We start from the raw sequence: 17,420 nt of genomic DNA on the forward strand, positions 1-17,420 counted from the left end.
CTGCAGCGCGCACAACGGAACGAGCCGCATGAACAGCCAACCGGAGCACGACCCGTTCGAGGAACCGATCCACCGCCCCGGAGTCTGGGCGCGGATCCGGTCGTCGTTCCTGACCGGAATCGTCGTGATTGCTCCGGTGGGGCTGACCATCTGGCTGATCTGGACGGTGATCGGCTGGATCGACAGTTTCGTATTGCCCTTCGTGCCCGAACGGCTCCAGCCCGAAACCTATATCGGCGTGAACTTGCGCGGCGTCGGCGTCGTCATCTTCGTGATCTTTGCCGTCTTCATCGGCTGGATCGCCAAGGGGATCATCGGCCGGTCCCTGATTCGCTTTGCCGAAAACCTGGTCAACCGGATGCCGGTGGTGCGCACGATCTATTCCGGGATCAAGCAGATCTCGGAAACCGTCTTTGCCCAGACGGAACGGAATTTCGAAAAGGCCTGCCTCGTGCAATACCCGCGCAAGGGGATCTGGGCGATCGCCTTCATCTCGACCCACGCCAAGGGCGAGATCGTGCAAAAGGCGGAAACCGGCGGGCGGCTGATGAGCGTTTTCCTTCCCACGACACCCAACCCGACGTCGGGCTTTCTGCTCTTCGTGCCCGAAGAGGACGTGATCGTTCTCGACATGTCGATCGAGGACGCGGCCAAGCTGGTGATCTCGGCCGGGCTGGTCTATCCCGACGACCTGCCCAAGGCCGACAAGAACTGACCGCCCGCGCCAAACCGGAAACCGCGCCGACGCTCAGTCCATGCATTCCAGCAGCATCGTCCCCGCCCCGGTGTTCGAGATCGGGACGTGATAGTTGCTTTCGCGCCGCACCACCTTGTCGCCGAGCGCCCCGCGCATCATCATCCACATCAGGAATTCGGTGCCCTGGCTGCCGGCCTTTTCGACCAGCTCCATGCGGCTGATCTTCGTCAGTTCGTCCGGGTCGGTGACGATCTTTTCCATGCAGTAGAGATCGAACTCCTTGTTGATGAAGCCCGCGCGTTCCCCGTCCAGCTGGTGCGACAGTCCGCCGGTGCCCAGCACGACGACGTTGATATCCTCGGGCCAGCTGCGGATCGCGCGGCCCAGGGCACGGCCGAAATTCAGCGCCCGCCGCAGCGTCGGGATCGGGTGTTGCACCGTATTGGCGCTGATCGGGATCACGCGCGGCATGTCGGGATTATTGGGCGCGCCCGGCCAGAACAGCTGCATCGGCACGGTAAAGCCGTGATCCACCGCCAGCTCCTGGCACGAGGTGATGTCGAAATTCGTCGGCCACCATGCTTTCGATAATGTGCCAGCTCAGCCGCGGGTGGCCGGGAAAGGGGTCCAGTTTCGGGATGCACCAGCCTTTGTCCTCGTTGACATATTCATGCGCCGCGCCGATGGCAAAGGTAGGCATCTTGTCCAGAAAGAACCCCAACCCGTGGTCGTTGTAGATGTTGATCGCCACCGCGGGCTTGTGTTCGTCCAGCCATTCGCGGATCGGCGGATAGGCGTCGAAGAAGGGCTTCCAGTAGGGGTCGTCGAACAGCCCCTTGTGGATCGCGTTGCCCACCGCGGGGATGTGGCTTGTCGTCAGCCCACCGATGATCCGTGCCATCTCTCAATCCCCCGCCCTGCGCAGTTTTTCCTTGAATTCCTCCTTGGTCATGCCGGTCTGCTGAGCGCCGATATCCTGCATGTCGAGCCGGTAGATCCCGGCCAGCTTGGCCAGGTAGTAGATGTTGCCGCCCGCTTCGATCATCTTCAGCACGTCGCGCCCGCGCACGGCCTGCCTCTGTTCCTCGTTCAGCTTGAATTTTCCCATGTAAGCTTCGGGATCTGCAAGAAATTCATCTCTCGCCGACGCGGAGTTGAAGGAATAGCACATCTTGTTCAGGGCATGGCCCTTCATTGCCATCTCGCCGTCGAAGATGGTGGTGCCGGGAATGTCGATATGGTGGTGAAAACCTTCTTCCATCCGCTCCTCCTGTCAGCGCGCCCAGTACAGGCGCACCGGATTGTCCACCAGCAGCCTGATCTGCCGGTCCGGGTCGGGAGCGATGCGGGGAATGAGATCCACCAGCTCGCCATCGTCGGGCATGTGCGATTTCATGTTGGGGTGCGGCCAGTCGGTGCCCCACAGCACCCGGTCGGGAAACCGCCGGACGATCTCGGCGGCAAAGGGCACCACGTCGTCATAGGGCGGGCCCTGCCGGGTCAGCCGTTCGGGACAGGTGACCTTGCACCAGATCGCCGGGTTGTCCTCCATCAGCCGGATGAAACGGCCGAAATCGGGGTGATCCACACCCTTTGTCACATCCGGCCGGCCCATGTGATCGACCACCACCGGGGTCGGCAGACCATTCAAAAAAGGCACGAGTTCCGGCAGATCGGCGGCCTCGAAATAAACGACGACATGCCAGCCCAGCGGGGCGATCTTTTCGGCAATGGTCAGGAACGCATCCTTCGGCGTGGCATCGACCAGCCGTCTGACAAAGTTGAACCGCACACCGCGCGCACCGCGCGCATCCATTTCGCACAGGTCTTGCTCGGCAATCTCCGGCCCCACGCTGGCGACCCCCCGCGCTCGCCCGCCGGCGGCATCCAGCGCATCCAGCAACGCGCGATTGTCCTTGCCGTGACAGGTGGCCTGCACGATCACGTTGCGTTCGAACCCCAGGAAATCCCGCAATTCGAACAGCTTGTCCTTTCCCGCATCGCAAGGCGTATACTTGCGCTCGGGCGCGAACGAAAGCTGCGCTGCCGGCCCGAACACATGACAATGCGCATCCACCGCGCCGGCCGGCAGACGAAAATCGGGCTTCTTCGGGTCGGGATCGAAACACAGCCAATCGGGATCCATGCACTTGCCTTGCGCCTCTTTTCGCTCTTCCTGCACGCTAGGCCTCATAGCCCGCGCCGGCCAGTAAGATTGCCGGCATCCGCCATTGGATTTTGTTATTCCGGTGACCTGCTCGCGCCCTACCAGCGCCGATCTATAGCAAAGTCCAATACCCGCCTCTTGGCAATGAATTGTCCCCGGCCCCGCGTGAATGTTAGCACTTGCCGCAAACGAAAAAGGAGAGAACCGATGCGGATTTGCGTCGCCGGCGCCGCAGGCGCTTTTGGAACCAAACATCTGGAAGCGCTGGCAAATATCGAAGGGGTCGAAGTCACGTCGGTCGTCGGCGGTGACGCTGACGACATCGACGCCTTTGCCGCCGCGCGCAGTATCCCCCATGCTACCCGGAACCTCAACGAGGCGATTGCCCGCGACGACGTGGACGCCGTGATCCTGGCCACGCCGACCCCGCTGCATGCCGAACAGACCATCGCCTGCCTGCGCGCGGGCAAGCACGTCCTCTGCGAAATCCCGATGGCCGATTCCCTGGCCGATGCGCAGGCCGTGGTGCAGGCGCAAAGGGAAACCGGACTCGTGGCCATGGTGGATCACGTGCGCCGCTTCAACCCCTCGCACCAATGGATCCACGACCGGATCCGGGCCGGAGAGCTGAAGATCCAGCAGATGGACATCCAGACCTACTTCTTCCGCCGCACCAACACCAACGCCAAGGGAGAGCCGCGCAGCTGGACCGACCACCTGCTCTGGCACCATGCCTGTCACACGGTGGACCTGTTCCAGTATCAGACCGGCGAGATCGCCGAACATGTCGCCGGGGTCCAGGGCCCGCCGCACCCCGAGCTTGGCATCGCCATGGACATGGGAATCCTCATGAAAGCCGCCTCGGGCGCGGTCTGCACCCTGTCGCTGTCCTTCAACAATGACGGCCCCTTCGGTACCTGGTTCCGCTATATCTGCGACAACGGCACCTATGTCGCGCGCTATGACGACCTGTTCGACGGCCACGACAACCGGGTCGACCTCTCGGGCGTCGCCGTCTCGACCAATGGAATCGAGCTGGCCGACCGCGAATTCATCGCCGCGATCCGGGAAGGTCGCGAACCCAACAGCTCGGTCGCGCAAGGCCTGTCCGCGATGGAAACCCTCGACCGGATCGAAAAATCGCTTCTGTGACAGGATCATGCAGGGCGTTTCTCGCTTCGCCCTGCAGCTTCTTTCTGGTCCGAAATACCCCCGCCGGAGGCCGCGCGGCGCCAGCCGCGCCACAAATCGCCTTCGCGCCGCAGGCGCGGCCGCCTACTTCGCGCAGCAATCGGCTTCGGCCGCCAGATCGGCCAGGATCGGGCAGTCGGGCCGATGATCGCCTGCGCATTTCTCCACCAGATGCGACAGCGTCTCGTGCATCTGGCGCAGTTCGTCCATCTTGCGCTCGATCCGCGCGATATGGTCCTGCGCGATCTTCTTGACATCCGCGCTGGCGCGGGTCCGGTCCTCGTAAAGCGCCAGAAGCGACCGGCAATCCTCCAGCGAAAACCCCAGCGACCGCGCGCGGCCCAGAAAGGCCAGCTTGTGCAGGTCGCTTTCGCGGAACCGGCGATAGCCGTTCGGGCCGCGCAAAGGTTCGACCAGCCCGATTTCTTCGTAATAGCGGATCGTCTTGGCGGGCAGACCCGACCGCCGCGCAACATCCCCGATATTCATCGCATCCCTCCTATTCCGCCGGCGCCGGCCGCGCCGGCAGCCCGCCCCGACCGGTATCTTCGACCGCCGCCAGAGACGGACGGAACCGGCGCAGCCGCAACGCGTTGCTCACCACGAACACGCTCGACATCGCCATCGCCCCTGCCGCCAGAACCGGCGACAGCAACAACCCGAAGGCCGGATAGAGAACGCCCGCCGCCACCGGGATCAGCGCGGTGTTGTAGGCAAAGGCCCAGAACAGGTTCTGCCGGATATTGCGCATGGTCGCCGCCGAAATCTCGAACGCGTTGACCACGCCCCGCAGATCGCCCGACATCAGAACCACGTCCGCCGCCTCGATCGCCACATCCGTGCCGGTGCCGATGGCAATGCCCACATCCGCATGCGCCAGCGCCGGCGCATCGTTGATGCCGTCGCCGACAAAGGCCAGTTTTTGACCGCCCGCACGCAGCGCTTCCAGAGCCGCAACCTTGCCCTCGGGCAGCACCTCGGCCTCGACATGGTCGATCCCCACCTGCCGCGCGATCGCCTGCGCCGTGGCGCGGTTATCGCCGGTGATCATCGCCACCTCCAGCCCCAACCGATGCAGCGCCGCGATGGCGTCCCTGCTGGTGGGCTTGAGCGGATCGGCCACCGCGATCACCGCCGCCGCCCGCCCGTCGATCGCGGCATAGAGCGGCGTGCGCCCCTCGCCCGCCAGTTCCTCGCCCACCTGCGCCAGATCGCCCAGGTCGATGCCTTCACGCGCCATCAGCCGATCGGCCCCGACCAGCACGCGGCGCCCCTCGACCTCAGCCTGCACGCCATGCCCGGTCAAGGAGGCGAACCCTTCGGCCCGCGGCAGATCCAGCCCCTCGGCCTTCGCGGCCCGCACGATGGCCTCGGCGATCGGATGCTCCGATCCCCGCTCGACCGCCGCCACCAGCGCCAGAACCTGCGCCCGCTCGAACCCGTCCGCCAGGCGCAGATCGGTCAGTTCCGGCCGCCCCTGGGTCAGCGTTCCGGTCTTGTCCAGCGCCACGACCTGAACGCCCTGCAACGCCTGCAGCGCATCGCCCTTGCGGAACAGCACACCCAGTTCGGCCGCGCGCCCCGTGCCCACCATGATCGAGGTGGGCGTGGCCAGCCCCATCGCGCAGGGGCAGGCGATGATCAGCACCGCCACCCCGGCCACCAGCGCATGGGTCAACGCGGGCTCCGGCCCGAACACCAGCCAGACCAGCACGGTCAGCGCCGCCACCCCCATCACCGCCGGCACGAACCACAGCGTGATCCGGTCCACAAGCCCCTGGATCGGCAGCTTGGCGCCCTGCGCCTCTTCGACCATCTTCACAATTTGCGCCAGCGTTGTGTCGGCGCCCACCCGCGTGGCGCGGAAGCGAAAGCCCCCCGCCCCGTTCACCGTGCCGCCGGTGACCGCGTCGCCCGGTGCCTTCTCCACCGGGATCGGCTCGCCGGTGATCATGCTTTCGTCCACATGGCTGCGGCCCTCTATCACCTCGCCGTCCACCGCGATCCGGTCGCCGGGCCTCACGAGGATGATGTCACCGGGCACGATCTCCTCTGCCGCCACCTCCACGAAGTCGTCCCCGCGCAGCACCCGCGCCGTGGGGGCCTGAAGGCTCAGCAGCTTGCGGATCGCCTCGCCCGTGCGGCCCTTGGCGCGGGCCTCCAGGAACCGGCCCAGCAGGATCAGCACCACGATCACCGCCGCGGCCTCGTAATAAACCGCGCGGGACTGTTCCGGCAAAAGCTCAGGCCAGAAGGTCGCCACGACCGAATAAAGATAGGCTGCCGTGGTGCCCACCGCGACGAGGCTGTTCATGTCCGGCGCCCCGCGCAGCAGGGCCGGCCAGCCCTTGAGATAAAATTGCCGCCCCGGCCCGGCCAGCACCGCCGTGGTCAGCAGAAACTGCAGATACCAGCTGGTCTGCCGGCCGATCGTGCCATCGATCCAGTGGTGCAGACCGGGGATCAGATGGCTGCCCATCTCGACCAGAAACACCGGCAGCGACAGCACCGCCGCCACGATCAGACGCCGCTTCAGCGCCTGCGCCTCGGCCTCCTTGCGCGCGCCCATGTCCTCAGCCGCCTCGGCCTGCCGGACCTTGGCGGGATAGCCGATCTCTCCGGCCGCGCGGATCAGGTCGGCCGGTTGCACCTGGCCTTCGAGATAGGTCACCGTCGCGGTTTCCGCGGCAAGGTTCACGTTCACGTCCAGCACGCCCGGCACCGCCGCCAGCGCCCGGTCCACCCGGCCCACGCAGGAGGCACAGGACATCGACTCGACCTCCAGCGTCACCGTGCGCCGCCGCGCGGGGTAGCCGGCCTGCTCCAGCGCCTCGGTCAGCGCCTGCGGGGTCGCGGGGTCGTGATAGACCACCTGCGCGCTTTCAGAGGCGAGGTTCACGCGTGCCTCTTCGACGCCCGGCACGGCCTTCAGCGCCCGTTCCACCCGCCCCACGCAGGAGGCGCAGGACATGCCTTCGACCGACAGTTTCAACTCATGTTGACCCGACATCCGACTCGGCCCTTTTCCGATCCTGCTCTCTGGATAAGGGTTCCCGCAACTGGAAGGTCAAGGGAACGTTCGGCTCTTGCCCGGAAATATCGCGCAATTCGCATTCGTCCCTTGACCTTCCAGCGCGGGAAAGGTTCAGAACGCACCCGAAACGCGCGGATCAGGAGAAAGACAGATGGCGAAGTTTTCCGTCCCCGAAATGAGCTGCGGCCACTGCACCGCGGCGATCGAGAAACAGATCAAGGCGACCGACCCCGCCGCCCAGGTCGAATGCAATCTCGACGATCACACCGTCACCGTGCAAAGCGCGCTGAGCGCCGAGGCGCTGGCTGCCGCGATCAAGGAAGCCGGATACGACTCGACCCCCCTTTGAGGGGCAAGACCCCGGCGGCGATCCGCCGGGGTCTTTTTCCGCGTGCAAGGGCTGGACAGTTCGGTGCAAAAGATCATTTGATTGGCCCGGAGCAATCAAACCGGCGCGGCCCTTGCTGTTATCCATCGACAACGTGACCAAGTCCTATCCCGGCAGCGGTGCGGGGCCGGTGCTGCGCGGGGTCTCGCTGACGCTCGGCGCCGGCGAGACCCTCGCCCTGACCGGCGAAAGCGGCAGCGGCAAGAGCACGCTTCTTCACCTGGCCGGGGCGCTGGACCGGCCCGATTCGGGGCGGATCGCGCTGGACGGCACGGATTATGCCGGTCTCGACGATACCGGCCGGGCCGCCCTGCGGCGGGATCGCATCGCGCTGGTGTTTCAGCAGTTCAACCTCGTGCCGTCGCTGACCGTAGCGCAGAACCTGTCCCTGCACGCGCGCCTGGCGGGGCGCCACGACCCGGCGCGGCTGGCGGCATTGACGGAACGGCTGGGCCTTTCGGGGCTCGAACGCCGCTATCCCGAGCAGCTCTCGGGCGGGCAGCAGCAGCGCGTGGCGATCGGTCGGGCCCTGGCGGCGCGGCCCCGGCTGCTGCTGGCGGACGAGCCCACCGGCAACCTCGACGAAACCACGGGCGAGGCGGTGCTGGCGCTGATGCTGGAGCTTGTGGCCGAAACCGGCACCGCGCTGCTCCTGGTCACCCATTCCGAACGCATCGCCGCGCGACTGTCGCGGCGGGCGCATCTGAGCAACGGGCGGATCACATGACCGGCGCCGCGCTGCACACGTTGCTCAGCCACTGGCGGCGGCATCCGTTGCAGCTCTTCACGCTGCTGGCGGGGCTCGCGCTGGCCACGGCGCTGTGGTCGGCGGTGCAGGCGATCAACGCGCAGGCGCGGGCGTCCTACGCACAGGCCGCCGCGCAGATCGGCGCGAATGCGATGGACCGGCTGGAACCGGCTGACGGCGCCATGATCCCGCTGGACACCTATGTCGCCCTTCGCCGCGCGGGATGGCTGGTGACGCCGGTGCTTGAAGGACGCGCGCGGCTGGGCGGAGAAAAGCTGACGGTGATCGGCGTCGATCCGGTGACGCATCCGTCCCTGCCCGCCCTGGACGATGCCGCGGGCGCGCTGTCGCCTGCCGATCTGATCGGGCCGCCCGGACGGGTGTTCGCCCGCCCCGACACGGCTCGCAGGATCGCCGGCCTGCCGGGGATGCCGCCAGTGATCGCATCGGACGAGGTGCCCCCCGGCGCGGTGCTGACCGACATCGCCGTTGCCGAACGGCTGCTGGGCCAGCGCGGGCAGCTCTCGCGCCTTCTGCTGCTGCCGGATCAGCCGCGGGGCCTGCGGCGGCTGGCCGAGATCGCGCCGGAGCTGGAGCGCGTCGCGCCCACGGCCCGGTCCGAGATCGCCCGGCTGACCGACAGTTTTCACCTGAACCTCACCGCGTTCGGCCTGCTGTCCTTTGCGGTGGGGCTGTTCATCGTCCACGGCACGGTGGGGCTGGCCTTTGAACAACGCCGGCAGATGTTCCGCACGCTGCGCGCGCTGGGTCTGCCGATGCGGCGGCTGATCGCGGTGACGCTGGCCGAGATTGCCGGCGCGGCGCTGCTGGCCGGGCTGGCCGGGCTGGCGCTGGGCTATCTGGTCGCCGCCGCCCTGCTGCCCGATGTCGCGGCCACGTTGCGCGGGCTTTACGGCGCCCCGGTCGATGGCGGGCTGAGCCTGCGGCCCGCCTGGGTGCTGAGCGGTCTGGGCATGGCCTTTGTCGGCGCCTTCATTGCCGGCGGTCAGGCATTGTGGCGGCTGCGCTCTCTGCCGATCCTCGCCGCGCCGGGCGCGCGAACCTGGGCGGTTGGGGCGGCGCGCAATGCTCGGCTGCAGGCGACTGTCGGGGCGGCGCTCATCCTGGCGGGCTGGCTCGTGCTGGCGCTGGCCGGCGGTCTGATCGCGGGGTTCGTCTTTCTCGCCGGTCTGCTTCTGGGCAGTGCGCTGCTGTTGCCCGCGGCGCTGGGACTGGTGGTCGGAGGCGCAGAGCGTCTTGCCCGGGGGCCGGTGACGGAATGGGTCTGGGCCGACATGCGGGCGCAGCTGCCGGGGCTGTCGCTCGCGCTGATGGCGCTGCTGCTGGCGCTGGCGGCCAATATCGGCGTCGGCACGATGGTCAAGAGCTTTCGGCTGACCTTTACCGGCTGGCTGGATCAGCGGCTGGTGTCCGAACTATACGTCACGGCCCGCGATGACGCGCAAGGGGCCGAGATCGCCGCCTGGCTGGCGCCCAGGGTGGATGCGGTGTTGCCGATCCGGTCGGTCGAGCGGCGGATTTCGGGGATGCCTGTATTCGTGTATGGCATCATCGATCATCCCACCTATCGCGCGCACTGGCCGCTGTTGCAGGCGGACCCGGATGCCTGGGACCGCGTCGCGCGGGGCGAGGCGGTGCTGGTCAGCGAGCAGTTCGCCCGGCGCACCGGGCGATGGACCGGCGCCACCGTTGCGCTGGCCCCGGACTGGCGGCTGCCGGTGGCCGGAGTCTATTCCGACTATGGCAACCCCACCGGGCAGATGATCCTGTCGCTGCCGGCGTTGCTGGCCCATGTCGGGGCTGTCCCCAACCGGCGGTTCGGCATTCGCATCGCGCCGGACCGGGTGCCGGGTCTGGCCGAGGCGTTGCGCCGCCGGTTCGATCTGCCCGAGGACGCAATCGTCGATCAGGCGGAGATCAAGGCGCGGTCGCTGGCCATATTCGACAAGACCTTTTTCATCACCGGGGCGCTCAACGCGCTGACGCTGGGCGTTGCGGGTTTCGCCATCCTGACCAGCCTGCTGACGCTATGGTCGCGGCGGCTACCGCAACTGGCGCCGGTCTGGGCGCTGGGTCTGACACGGGCGCGGCTGATGCGGCTGGAGGTGGCGCGAAGCGCCGCGCTGGCGGGTTTGACGGCCGTGGTGGCACTGCCGCTCGGGCTGGTGCTGGCCTGGGCGCTGCTGGCCATCATCAATGTCGAGGCGTTCGGGTGGCGGCTGCCGATGCATCTTTTCCCGATCGATTGGCTGCGGCTGGCGGTGCTGGCGCTGGTTGCGGCGAGCGTGGCCGCGGTGATCTCGGCACGTCGGCTGGTGCGGGCGTCGCCGTCCACCCTGTTGGCGGTATTCAGCAATGAACGTTGAGCACGGGCGTCACGTGGTTCGGGGGCGCTGCCCCCGTCGCCTGCGGCGACTCCCCCGGAGTATTTTCCGCAAGATGAAGGAATTGGTCGCGGTGGCGGCGGGCATCATCTGGCTGACCGGTCTGGTTGCGCTGATGGGGCACGGGGACATGGCGGTCCGGGCGCAGGGATTTGCCGGGCTAGGGACAAGGGCCGACGGGTTCGCGCAGGCGCGTGCCGGGGTTCGTCCGGTTTTTCCCCGCGATCACGGGGCGCACCCCGATTTCCGCATCGAATGGTGGTATCTGACGGCCAATCTGAAAGATGCCGAGGGACGGGATTTCGGCGTTCAGTGGACGTTGTTCCGGCTGGCGCTGCGGCCGGGCGAAGCGGATGGCTGGCAGAGCCCGCAGCTGTGGATGGGACATGCGGCGGTGACGTCGGCCGACACGCACCGGTTCGCGGAACGGCGCGCGCGGGGCGGGATCGGACAGGCGGGGGTTAGGTTGGATCCCTTCACGGCATGGATCGACAATTGGGTGATGACGGGGGCGGACGACCTGTCGCGGCTGCGCCTGGCAGCGCGCGGCAGGGACTGGTCCTATAATCTTGAACTTAGAGCGGACGGGCCGATCGTGCTGCACGGGGACGCGGGATATTCCGTGAAATCGCCAGACGGTCAGGCGAGCCATTACTATTCGCAACCTCATTACCGCGCCTCGGGCAGGCTCGTGCTGTCGGGTCGCGACATCCAGGTGAGCGGAGACGGCTGGCTGGATCGCGAATGGTCTTCGCAACCCTTGTCAGCGGATCAGGAGGGTTGGGACTGGTTCTCGCTGCGTTTCGACAGCGGCGAGAAGCTCATGGCCTTTCGCCTTCGCGGGGACGGGGGCGATTTCACCGCGGCCACATGGATTGACCCGACCGGCGAGGCGACCGCCCTGCCGGAGGGATCCTTTCGCGCCGAGCCGCTCACGCCGGCCAAGCAGGGCGGCCACCGGACGCCGGTCAGGTGGAAAATTCGGCTGCCTGACAGAGGGTTGGATGCGGTTGTCGAAGCCCTGAACCCGCACGCATGGATGCGGACTTCGGTTCCCTACTGGGAAGGTCCGGTGCGGGTGAACGGAACCCACACCGGTGTCGGATATCTCGAAATGACCGGCTATGACTGACCAGCGGCGGCGCCGTGGTCAAGTCACGAAGACATAAGTGCCCGGCGCATCTGCCAGCGGCGCGCCCATCTTCGGCGGTTTGACCGGGGCGCCCGAATGGTCAGCAAGCCAATCGTGCCAGGCCGGCCACCAGGAGCCGTCGAAACAGGGGGCCTGCGCCTCCCATTCATCCGGCGACAGATGATTTTCCCCATGCCGGTGGGTCAGCATCCGGTAGTGACGGCGCGGATGGCCCGGTTCGCTGACCACGCCCGCATTGTGGCCGCCATTGGTCAGCACGAAAGTCGTATCGGCATCCGCCAGACGCGAGATCTTGTAGACCGACCGCCACGGCGCGACGTGATCGGTTTCCGTGCCCACCGCGAAGATCGGCACCCGGATGTCGCTGAGGAACACCGGCCGGCCCTCCACTTCGTACCGTCCCGAAGCCAGATCATTTCCCAGAAACATCTTTCGCAGATACTCCGAATGCATCCGATAGGGCATCCGGGTGCTGTCCGCGTTCCAGGTCATCAGATCGTTCGGCTCGGGCCGTTCGCCCAGAAGGTATTGCCGCACGATGCGCGACCAGATCAGGTCATTGGACCGCAACAGCTGAAATGCCCCGGATATCTGATGGGCATCCAGATAGCCCTGTTTCCACATCATGTCCTCGAGCAACGCGACCTCGCTTTCGTCCATGAACAGCATCAGCTCGCCCGCCTCGGTAAAATCGGTCTGCCCGGCAAACAGCGTGAGGCTCGCCAGACGGTCCTGCCCGTCCCGCGCCAGCTTGGCCGCTGCAATGGCCGCCAAAGTGCCGCCCAGGCAGTATCCGGTCAGATGCACCCGCGCCGGCCCGTTGATGCGCGCGATCTCTTCCAGCGCGGCCAGCGGGCCCTGCTCGAGATAGTCGTTCATGCCAAGATCACGGTCTCCGGCATCGGGATTGCGCCACGAGATCATGAAGACCGTGTGTCCCTGCCCGACCATATAGCGCACCAGCGAATTCTCGGGGCGCAGGTCCAGTATGTAGTATTTCATGATCCAGGCGGGCACGATCAGCACCGGCTCGGGGTGAACCGTCGGCGTCGTCGGTTCATATTGGATCAGTTCGATCAGATGGTTGCGATAGACCACCCTGCCCGGCGTGAGCGCCAGGTTCTCCCCGACTTTCCACTTCGACTCGATCCGGTCGCGGCCGTCGAACATCAGCTCGCCCAGATCCTCAAGCCAGTTCCAATACCCCCGGACGAGGTTCGCGCCCCATTCCCTACGGGTGCGTTCGGTCACCTCGGGGTTCAGCCAGGGCAGATTCGACGGGCTCGTCGCATCCAGCAACTGGCGGGCCATGAAACGAACTTCGCGCTCGTTGGCGCGGGACACGCCGCGCACCTCGGTCGTGGCGGAATCCCACCAGTCCTGCGCCAACAGAAAGGACTGTTTCGCCAGATCAAGCGGCAGCGCCTGCCAGCCCTCATGCCGGAAACGCCGGTCGGTGGGATCCGGCTCGGCGACCGGGTCCGCCTCGCGCCCCGTGGCACGGGCCAGGGCATAATGGCCCAACCGTGCGGCATCCGTCAGCGCCTTGTTTGCCAGTTCCACCTGCTTGCCCTGAAGCACGGAAAAATGGGCGCTCCAATCCATCCACGCGCCCATCACGGCGGCCGGCGACACCCCCATCGTCCACCGCGCAAGCCGCGCCCGATTGTCACGATCCACCAGTTCGGCGAGTTGATGAAAAGCGTTCCGTTCCCGTGGCCGATCCAAGATCGACCGCGTAACCGGAACATCGGCCCGATCCCGCATCGACGATGCCTCGCTCAGTTTTCAACCTCGCCTTTTCATATAGGCAGCGCGGGCACCGAAGGAATGATCTGCATCAATTCGTTGCGCCGTCGCGCCAATCACCGCGGACGCTCGCCCAATCCTTCATCTTGCCCCCAAATACTCTGGGGAAGCGCGAGGGGGCAACGCCCCCTCGCATCGGTCGGATCGCACAAGCGATCCGAAACGCCCCCCTGGCCTTCTTCATGCGACCAAGGAACAGGCCGCCAACGGCTCAAACCGAGGCGCGCCAGATCATGTCGATATTGCGTCGCAGCGCCGCGTTGAATTCCTCCTCCGTCATCTGCCGCGACAGCCCTTCGGTAAGGGCCCGCGAAAAGCTGGCGATCATCCGGTCGTTCTGCGCCAGCAGACGACAGGCGACCTCGGTCGAATAGCCGCCCGACAGCGCAACCACCCGCAGCACCCGCGGATGCCGGGCCAGATCGTCATACAGGTTCGCCCGGCTCGGCAAGGTGAGCTTGAGCATCACCTCGGCCCCCTCGGGCAGCGCATCGAGCTGCTTTTTCAACGCGTCACGAAGGATGTCCTCGGCCTCGGTCTTGGTCGCGGAATGGATATCGACCTCGGGCTCGATGATCGGAACCAGACCGGCCTCCAGCACCTCGCGCGCAACGTCGAACTGCTGCTCCACCACCGCGGCGATGCCGGCGGCATTGGCCTCGTGAATGACCGAGCGTTCCTTGGTGCCGAACACGCCCTGTTTCGCGGCAGCAGCCAGCGTGTCCCCCAGTCCGGGGATCGGCTTCATCATCTGCACGCCATCGGCCTTTTCGGCCAGCCCCTTGTCGATCTTGAGAAAGGGCACCACGCCGCGTTCCGACCAGATGTAATCGGGCACCTTGCGGCCATCGATCTCTTCGCCCAGGGTGCGCTCGAACAGGATCGCGCCGATCACCTTGTCCCCATTGAAATCCGGGGCCGTCATGATCCGCGCGCGCATCTTCTGGATCTCGGCGAACATCGCCTCTTCGCCGTCATATTCCGACGCGTCCACACCATAAAGTGCCAGCGCCTTGGGGGTGGAGCCCCCGCTCTGGTCCAGCGCCGCGATAAACCCCTTGCCCTGCGCGATCCGTTCCCGCTTTTCCCTGTCCGTCATGCTCAAAATCCCATGGCTCCGATTCATTGTCCGGCCCTGATTAGACCAGGAATTCGCGCAGTGACAGACTGTTAGCGCCGAACAAATCTCAGCCAGACACCTTCCTTGGCGCGCACCGTCAGATGCGCCACAGGCACGGGATCGCACCCCCCCACCCGTTCGACCCGAAACCGGCGCAGCAGGGTGGACAGGATCAGCGGCCCCTCGACCATGGCAAAGCCCGCGCCCGTGCAGACGCGCGCGCCGGCCGAGAACGGGATATAGGCCTCGCGCTGGCATTTCCGTCCGTTCTCGGTCTGCCAGCGGGCGGGATCGAACCCGTCGGGGTTGTCCCACAGCCGTTCATGGCGGTGCAGGTGCCAGGGACTGATGACCAGCTGCGCGCCCTTCGGCACGTCGCGGTCGCGGAACCGCTCGGGCCGCGTGGCCGCGCGCACCATCATCGGCACGGGGGGGTAAAGCCGCAGTGCCTCGCGGAACACGTCCCGGCTGATCCGCAGGCGCGACATCACGCCGAAGCCGTCATCGTCATCAAGCGCCCGCGCCTCTTCGGCCACCCGGTCCTGCCAGTCGGGGTAGAGCGCCATCAGATACAGCGTCCAGGCCAGCGCCGAGGCAGAGGTTTCATGCCCCGCCAGAAAGAAGATCGCCACCTGATCAACCATCTCGGCCTCGTCGAAGCGTTCTCCGGTCAGCGGGTCGGCGGTGGTCATGATCTTGGTGGCCAGATCGTCCGGCGCGGTGCCAGCGGCAATCTCCTGCGCGCGGTCCGCCGTCAGACCGGCGATCAGCGCGCGGATCTCGGCCGCCGTCCGCCGGGTGCGGCGCGAATGGAATCGCGGGAACCAGTCCGGCAGCGGCACGAAGGCGGCCAGATTCAGGATCGGCTGTTCGCGCTGGTATTCGCGAAAGCGGGTGAACACGCGGGCGGCGACCTCATGCGTGATGGGGATGGAAAACAGGGTGCGAAAGATCACGTCCGCCGCGATGTGGCTGGTGATCTCCTCGACCTCCACCGCCTGCCCCGCGCGCCGCTCCAGCCGCGCCGCCCCGGCTTGCGCCGCGGCCAGCATGGCTGGAAAAGTGTCCTTCAGCCGCCCGCCCTCGAAGGCGGGGTCGATGATCCGCCGTTGACGTTTCCAGACCTCGCCGTTGGTCAGGAACACCGAATTGCCCAACAGGGGCCGCAGCCCCTCGCGGATGCGGTCGGATTTGGGGAAATCGTCGGGGCGCTCCTTCAGCACGGTCTGCACCAGCGACGGCTGGTTCAGCAGGAAGGAACGGAAGAACGGCGTGCGGAACTCGGCCATCCATGCACGATAGAGCCGCGCGGGCTGCGCCGACAGGATGTCCTGTCGAAACAGCCGCGCATAGCGCCACAGCGACACCTTGTCGGGCCGGGCCTTCGGTTTCGGCGGGTTCATGCGGCCCTCACGGATGTGTATTTCGACGCAGGCACGTCGATGCGCGATTTCGACGGCGCGCGCCCCTCGAACCGCGCCGCCAGCGTGCGCGGGCCCGCGGTGATGCGGAAATAGTCGTAATCGCCGGGCCGGTCGAAGGCGCAGAGATATTGAAAATGCAGCCGGAAGAAGCGCCAGCGCAGTTCCTTCCACCGTTCGGGGCTGAGCGTTTGGGTGAAGGCCGCCGAGATCACCAGCGGCCAGATCTTGGCATCCGTGCCCACCCCGCTGACGGTGACCGGGTCGCACAGCGCAAAGGCGCAGCCGTCCCCCGGTGCGGTCACGTCCACCCAGGTCAGTTCGCGCCGGGTGGAGAGATACATCAGATCCTCCCGCAGCCGGTGCGCCTCCGGCAGGAAGGACACCATCGGCACCACCTGCCCCAGGGTGAGAAACCCCAGCGCCGGGCCGCCCTTCCGCACCCCGCCCGCGCGGATCAGGTCGGCCAGCACCGACACCCCCAGATGCGCCCCCGAGGAATGGCCCACCACCAGCACCTCGTCCACGTCCTCGCGCAGCGCCTCGGCAATGCGGTCGGCAAAGGCGGCCATGCGTGCCTCGAGTTCCGGCGGATTGGCGCCGCGGGCCTGGGCGGTATAGGCGTAGTCATGCATCAGGTAATGCGCATAAAACCGGTTGTCCTGCGCCTTGAACCACCGCAGCAGCCAGACGGCGGCAAGGATCGCCGCAAAGACCCGTGCCGCCAGAACCGCCGCCGCCCAGACCGGGCCGGCAAGCGGCACCAAGCCCGCCAGCCAGCCGATCAGCGCGGCCACCGCCCAGCCGGCCAGCCCCGCCAGCAGCAGTTGCAGCAACAGCATCCCCACCGGATAGAGCGCGGCGATCACCGGCCCCTTGCGCAGCCACATCAGCCGGCGCAGCGCGCCCGAGGCGATATAGGTCCAGGCCGTGCGCAGAAGCTGCCAATAGGTCGCGGGGATCGAACTCGACATGCTGTCGCGCACGATGTCGGACCAGACCAGCACCTCGAAATCGGCCTCGACGGGGGCGTCCTCGATCCGGGCCGCGACGTGCCAGCCATAGGCGCCGCCGCCCTGTCCGGGGCGCAGAGCGATGTCAAAGCCGGAAATCGCGGCCTGACGCGCGCCTTCCTTACGGTAAAGCTCGCGATAGCGGCGGGGGTGAATCGGGTCGTAGCCGGGGATGTAGAACACCCGGCGGCGGCGCACCCGCGCGCGTTCCCGATCTGACAAGGCCTTGCCCATCGCCCGCCTCTTGCCTGCGGGGAAAGCTTATCTGCATTTT

General features: G+C 66.5%; 16 protein-coding genes. 6 read left to right on the top strand and 10 right to left on the bottom strand.

Features of this window, described 5'->3' with window-relative positions; translation table 11 throughout:
- Positions 1-28: 28 nt before the first annotated feature.
- The gene (locus C4S70_RS02840) at positions 29-715 is read left to right on the top strand and encodes a DUF502 domain-containing protein (protein WP_104006554.1); all 687 of its coding nucleotides are present in this window, start codon (positions 29-31) and stop codon (positions 713-715) included.
- 33 nt (positions 716-748) lie between these two features.
- Here the strand turns inward: C4S70_RS02840 and C4S70_RS18780 are convergent, their stop codons facing one another.
- Genes C4S70_RS18780 through C4S70_RS02855 form a run of 4 tightly spaced genes read right to left on the bottom strand, consistent with a single transcriptional unit; the run spans position 749 to position 2,843 of the window.
- The gene (locus tag C4S70_RS18780) at positions 749-1,231 is read right to left on the bottom strand and encodes a DODA-type extradiol aromatic ring-opening family dioxygenase (RefSeq protein WP_200822708.1); all 483 of its coding nucleotides are present in this window, start codon (positions 1,229-1,231) and stop codon (positions 749-751) included.
- Positions 1,176-1,598: a DODA-type extradiol aromatic ring-opening family dioxygenase gene (locus C4S70_RS18785; protein ID WP_200822709.1), complete on the bottom strand. Its 423-nt coding sequence runs from the start codon at positions 1,596-1,598 to the stop codon at positions 1,176-1,178. The genes C4S70_RS18780 and C4S70_RS18785 overlap by 56 nt, the downstream gene beginning before the upstream one ends.
- A 3-nt stretch (positions 1,599-1,601) precedes the next feature.
- Positions 1,602-1,958: a protocatechuate 4,5-dioxygenase subunit alpha gene (locus C4S70_RS02850; RefSeq protein ID WP_104006555.1), complete on the bottom strand. Its 357-nt coding sequence runs from the start codon at positions 1,956-1,958 to the stop codon at positions 1,602-1,604.
- A gap of 12 nt (positions 1,959-1,970) precedes the next feature.
- Positions 1,971-2,843, bottom strand: coding sequence for an amidohydrolase family protein (locus C4S70_RS02855; RefSeq protein WP_104006687.1), 873 nt, complete (start codon positions 2,841-2,843; stop codon positions 1,971-1,973).
- A gap of 228 nt (positions 2,844-3,071) precedes the next feature.
- On the opposite strand from C4S70_RS02855, the gene C4S70_RS02860 reads away from it, so the two are divergent.
- On the top strand, positions 3,072-4,016 hold the full coding sequence (locus C4S70_RS02860; RefSeq protein ID WP_104006556.1) for a Gfo/Idh/MocA family oxidoreductase: 945 nt from the start codon (positions 3,072-3,074) through the stop codon (positions 4,014-4,016).
- Between the two features lie 123 nt (positions 4,017-4,139).
- Here the strand turns inward: C4S70_RS02860 and cueR are convergent, their stop codons facing one another.
- Positions 4,140-4,544 (bottom strand): Cu(I)-responsive transcriptional regulator, encoded by a 405-nt coding sequence (gene cueR, locus C4S70_RS02865; protein ID WP_104006557.1) that lies wholly within the window; start codon positions 4,542-4,544, stop codon positions 4,140-4,142.
- Positions 4,545-4,554: 10 nt separating this feature from the next.
- Positions 4,555-7,065, bottom strand: coding sequence for a heavy metal translocating P-type ATPase (locus C4S70_RS02870; RefSeq protein ID WP_104006558.1), 2,511 nt, complete (start codon positions 7,063-7,065; stop codon positions 4,555-4,557).
- Between the two features lie 175 nt (positions 7,066-7,240).
- Here C4S70_RS02870 and C4S70_RS02875 point away from each other — a divergent pair, with 175 nt between their 5' ends.
- From C4S70_RS02875 to C4S70_RS02890, 4 genes are all read left to right on the top strand, one after another.
- Positions 7,241-7,438: a heavy-metal-associated domain-containing protein gene (locus C4S70_RS02875; RefSeq protein ID WP_104006559.1), complete on the top strand. Its 198-nt coding sequence runs from the start codon at positions 7,241-7,243 to the stop codon at positions 7,436-7,438.
- A gap of 112 nt (positions 7,439-7,550) precedes the next feature.
- Positions 7,551-8,204 (top strand): ABC transporter ATP-binding protein, encoded by a 654-nt coding sequence (locus C4S70_RS02880; protein ID WP_200822710.1) that lies wholly within the window; start codon positions 7,551-7,553, stop codon positions 8,202-8,204.
- Positions 8,201-10,612: an ABC transporter permease gene (locus C4S70_RS02885; protein WP_104006560.1), complete on the top strand. Its 2,412-nt coding sequence runs from the start codon at positions 8,201-8,203 to the stop codon at positions 10,610-10,612. The genes C4S70_RS02880 and C4S70_RS02885 overlap by 4 nt, the downstream gene beginning before the upstream one ends.
- A 133-nt stretch (positions 10,613-10,745) precedes the next feature.
- Positions 10,746-11,762 carry a lipocalin-like domain-containing protein gene (locus C4S70_RS02890; RefSeq protein ID WP_235003678.1) on the top strand — a complete coding sequence of 339 codons (1,017 nt, stop codon included), beginning with the start codon at positions 10,746-10,748 and terminating at the stop codon, positions 11,760-11,762.
- 18 nt (positions 11,763-11,780) lie between these two features.
- On the opposite strand, the gene C4S70_RS02895 is transcribed toward C4S70_RS02890, so the two are convergent.
- The 4 genes from C4S70_RS02895 to C4S70_RS02910 all read right to left on the bottom strand — a co-directional run bounded on the left by C4S70_RS02895 (position 11,781) and on the right by C4S70_RS02910 (position 17,380).
- Complete coding sequence (locus C4S70_RS02895; protein WP_104006562.1) at positions 11,781-13,550, bottom strand: PHA/PHB synthase family protein; 1,770 nt, start codon at positions 13,548-13,550, stop codon at positions 11,781-11,783.
- Between the two features lie 253 nt (positions 13,551-13,803).
- Positions 13,804-14,691, bottom strand: coding sequence for a fructose bisphosphate aldolase (locus C4S70_RS02900; protein WP_104006563.1), 888 nt, complete (start codon positions 14,689-14,691; stop codon positions 13,804-13,806).
- A 71-nt stretch (positions 14,692-14,762) separates the two neighbouring features.
- A complete protein-coding gene (locus tag C4S70_RS02905; RefSeq protein WP_104006564.1) occupies positions 14,763-16,115 on the bottom strand; it encodes a cytochrome P450 in 1,353 nt (450 codons plus the stop codon).
- Positions 16,112-17,380, bottom strand: a complete 1,269-nt coding sequence (locus C4S70_RS02910) for a hypothetical protein (RefSeq protein WP_104006565.1) — start codon at positions 17,378-17,380, stop codon at positions 16,112-16,114. Before C4S70_RS02910 ends, C4S70_RS02905 begins: the two co-directional genes overlap by 4 nt.
- Positions 17,381-17,420 lie beyond the last annotated feature (40 nt).

This window comes from Jhaorihella thermophila (assembly GCF_900108275.1).
GTDB lineage: Bacteria > Pseudomonadota > Alphaproteobacteria > Rhodobacterales > Rhodobacteraceae > Jhaorihella > Jhaorihella thermophila.

What these genes read in the sequence shown, in the direction of transcription:
- C4S70_RS02910 (WP_104006565.1), bottom strand. Translation starts at nt 17,380, where the DNA reads ATGGGCAAGGCCTTGTCAGATCGGGAACGCGCGCGGGTGCGCCGCCGC.
- C4S70_RS02840 (WP_104006554.1), top strand. Translation starts at nt 29, where the DNA reads ATGAACAGCCAACCGGAGCACGACCCGTTCGAGGAACCGATCCACCGC.
- C4S70_RS02850 (WP_104006555.1), bottom strand. Translation starts at nt 1,958, where the DNA reads ATGGAAGAAGGTTTTCACCACCATATCGACATTCCCGGCACCACCATC.
- C4S70_RS02885 (WP_104006560.1), top strand. Translation starts at nt 8,201, where the DNA reads ATGACCGGCGCCGCGCTGCACACGTTGCTCAGCCACTGGCGGCGGCAT.
- cueR (WP_104006557.1), bottom strand. Translation starts at nt 4,544, where the DNA reads ATGAATATCGGGGATGTTGCGCGGCGGTCGGGTCTGCCCGCCAAGACG.
- C4S70_RS02900 (WP_104006563.1), bottom strand. Translation starts at nt 14,691, where the DNA reads ATGACGGACAGGGAAAAGCGGGAACGGATCGCGCAGGGCAAGGGGTTT.
- C4S70_RS02855 (WP_104006687.1), bottom strand. Translation starts at nt 2,843, where the DNA reads ATGGATCCCGATTGGCTGTGTTTCGATCCCGACCCGAAGAAGCCCGAT.
- C4S70_RS02860 (WP_104006556.1), top strand. Translation starts at nt 3,072, where the DNA reads ATGCGGATTTGCGTCGCCGGCGCCGCAGGCGCTTTTGGAACCAAACAT.
- C4S70_RS02905 (WP_104006564.1), bottom strand. Translation starts at nt 16,115, where the DNA reads ATGAACCCGCCGAAACCGAAGGCCCGGCCCGACAAGGTGTCGCTGTGG.
- C4S70_RS02895 (WP_104006562.1), bottom strand. Translation starts at nt 13,550, where the DNA reads ATGCGGGATCGGGCCGATGTTCCGGTTACGCGGTCGATCTTGGATCGG.
- C4S70_RS02890 (WP_235003678.1), top strand. Translation starts at nt 10,746, where the DNA reads ATGGGGCACGGGGACATGGCGGTCCGGGCGCAGGGATTTGCCGGGCTA.
- C4S70_RS02875 (WP_104006559.1), top strand. Translation starts at nt 7,241, where the DNA reads ATGGCGAAGTTTTCCGTCCCCGAAATGAGCTGCGGCCACTGCACCGCG.
- C4S70_RS02870 (WP_104006558.1), bottom strand. Translation starts at nt 7,065, where the DNA reads ATGTCGGGTCAACATGAGTTGAAACTGTCGGTCGAAGGCATGTCCTGC.
- C4S70_RS18785 (WP_200822709.1), bottom strand. Translation starts at nt 1,598, where the DNA reads ATGGCACGGATCATCGGTGGGCTGACGACAAGCCACATCCCCGCGGTG.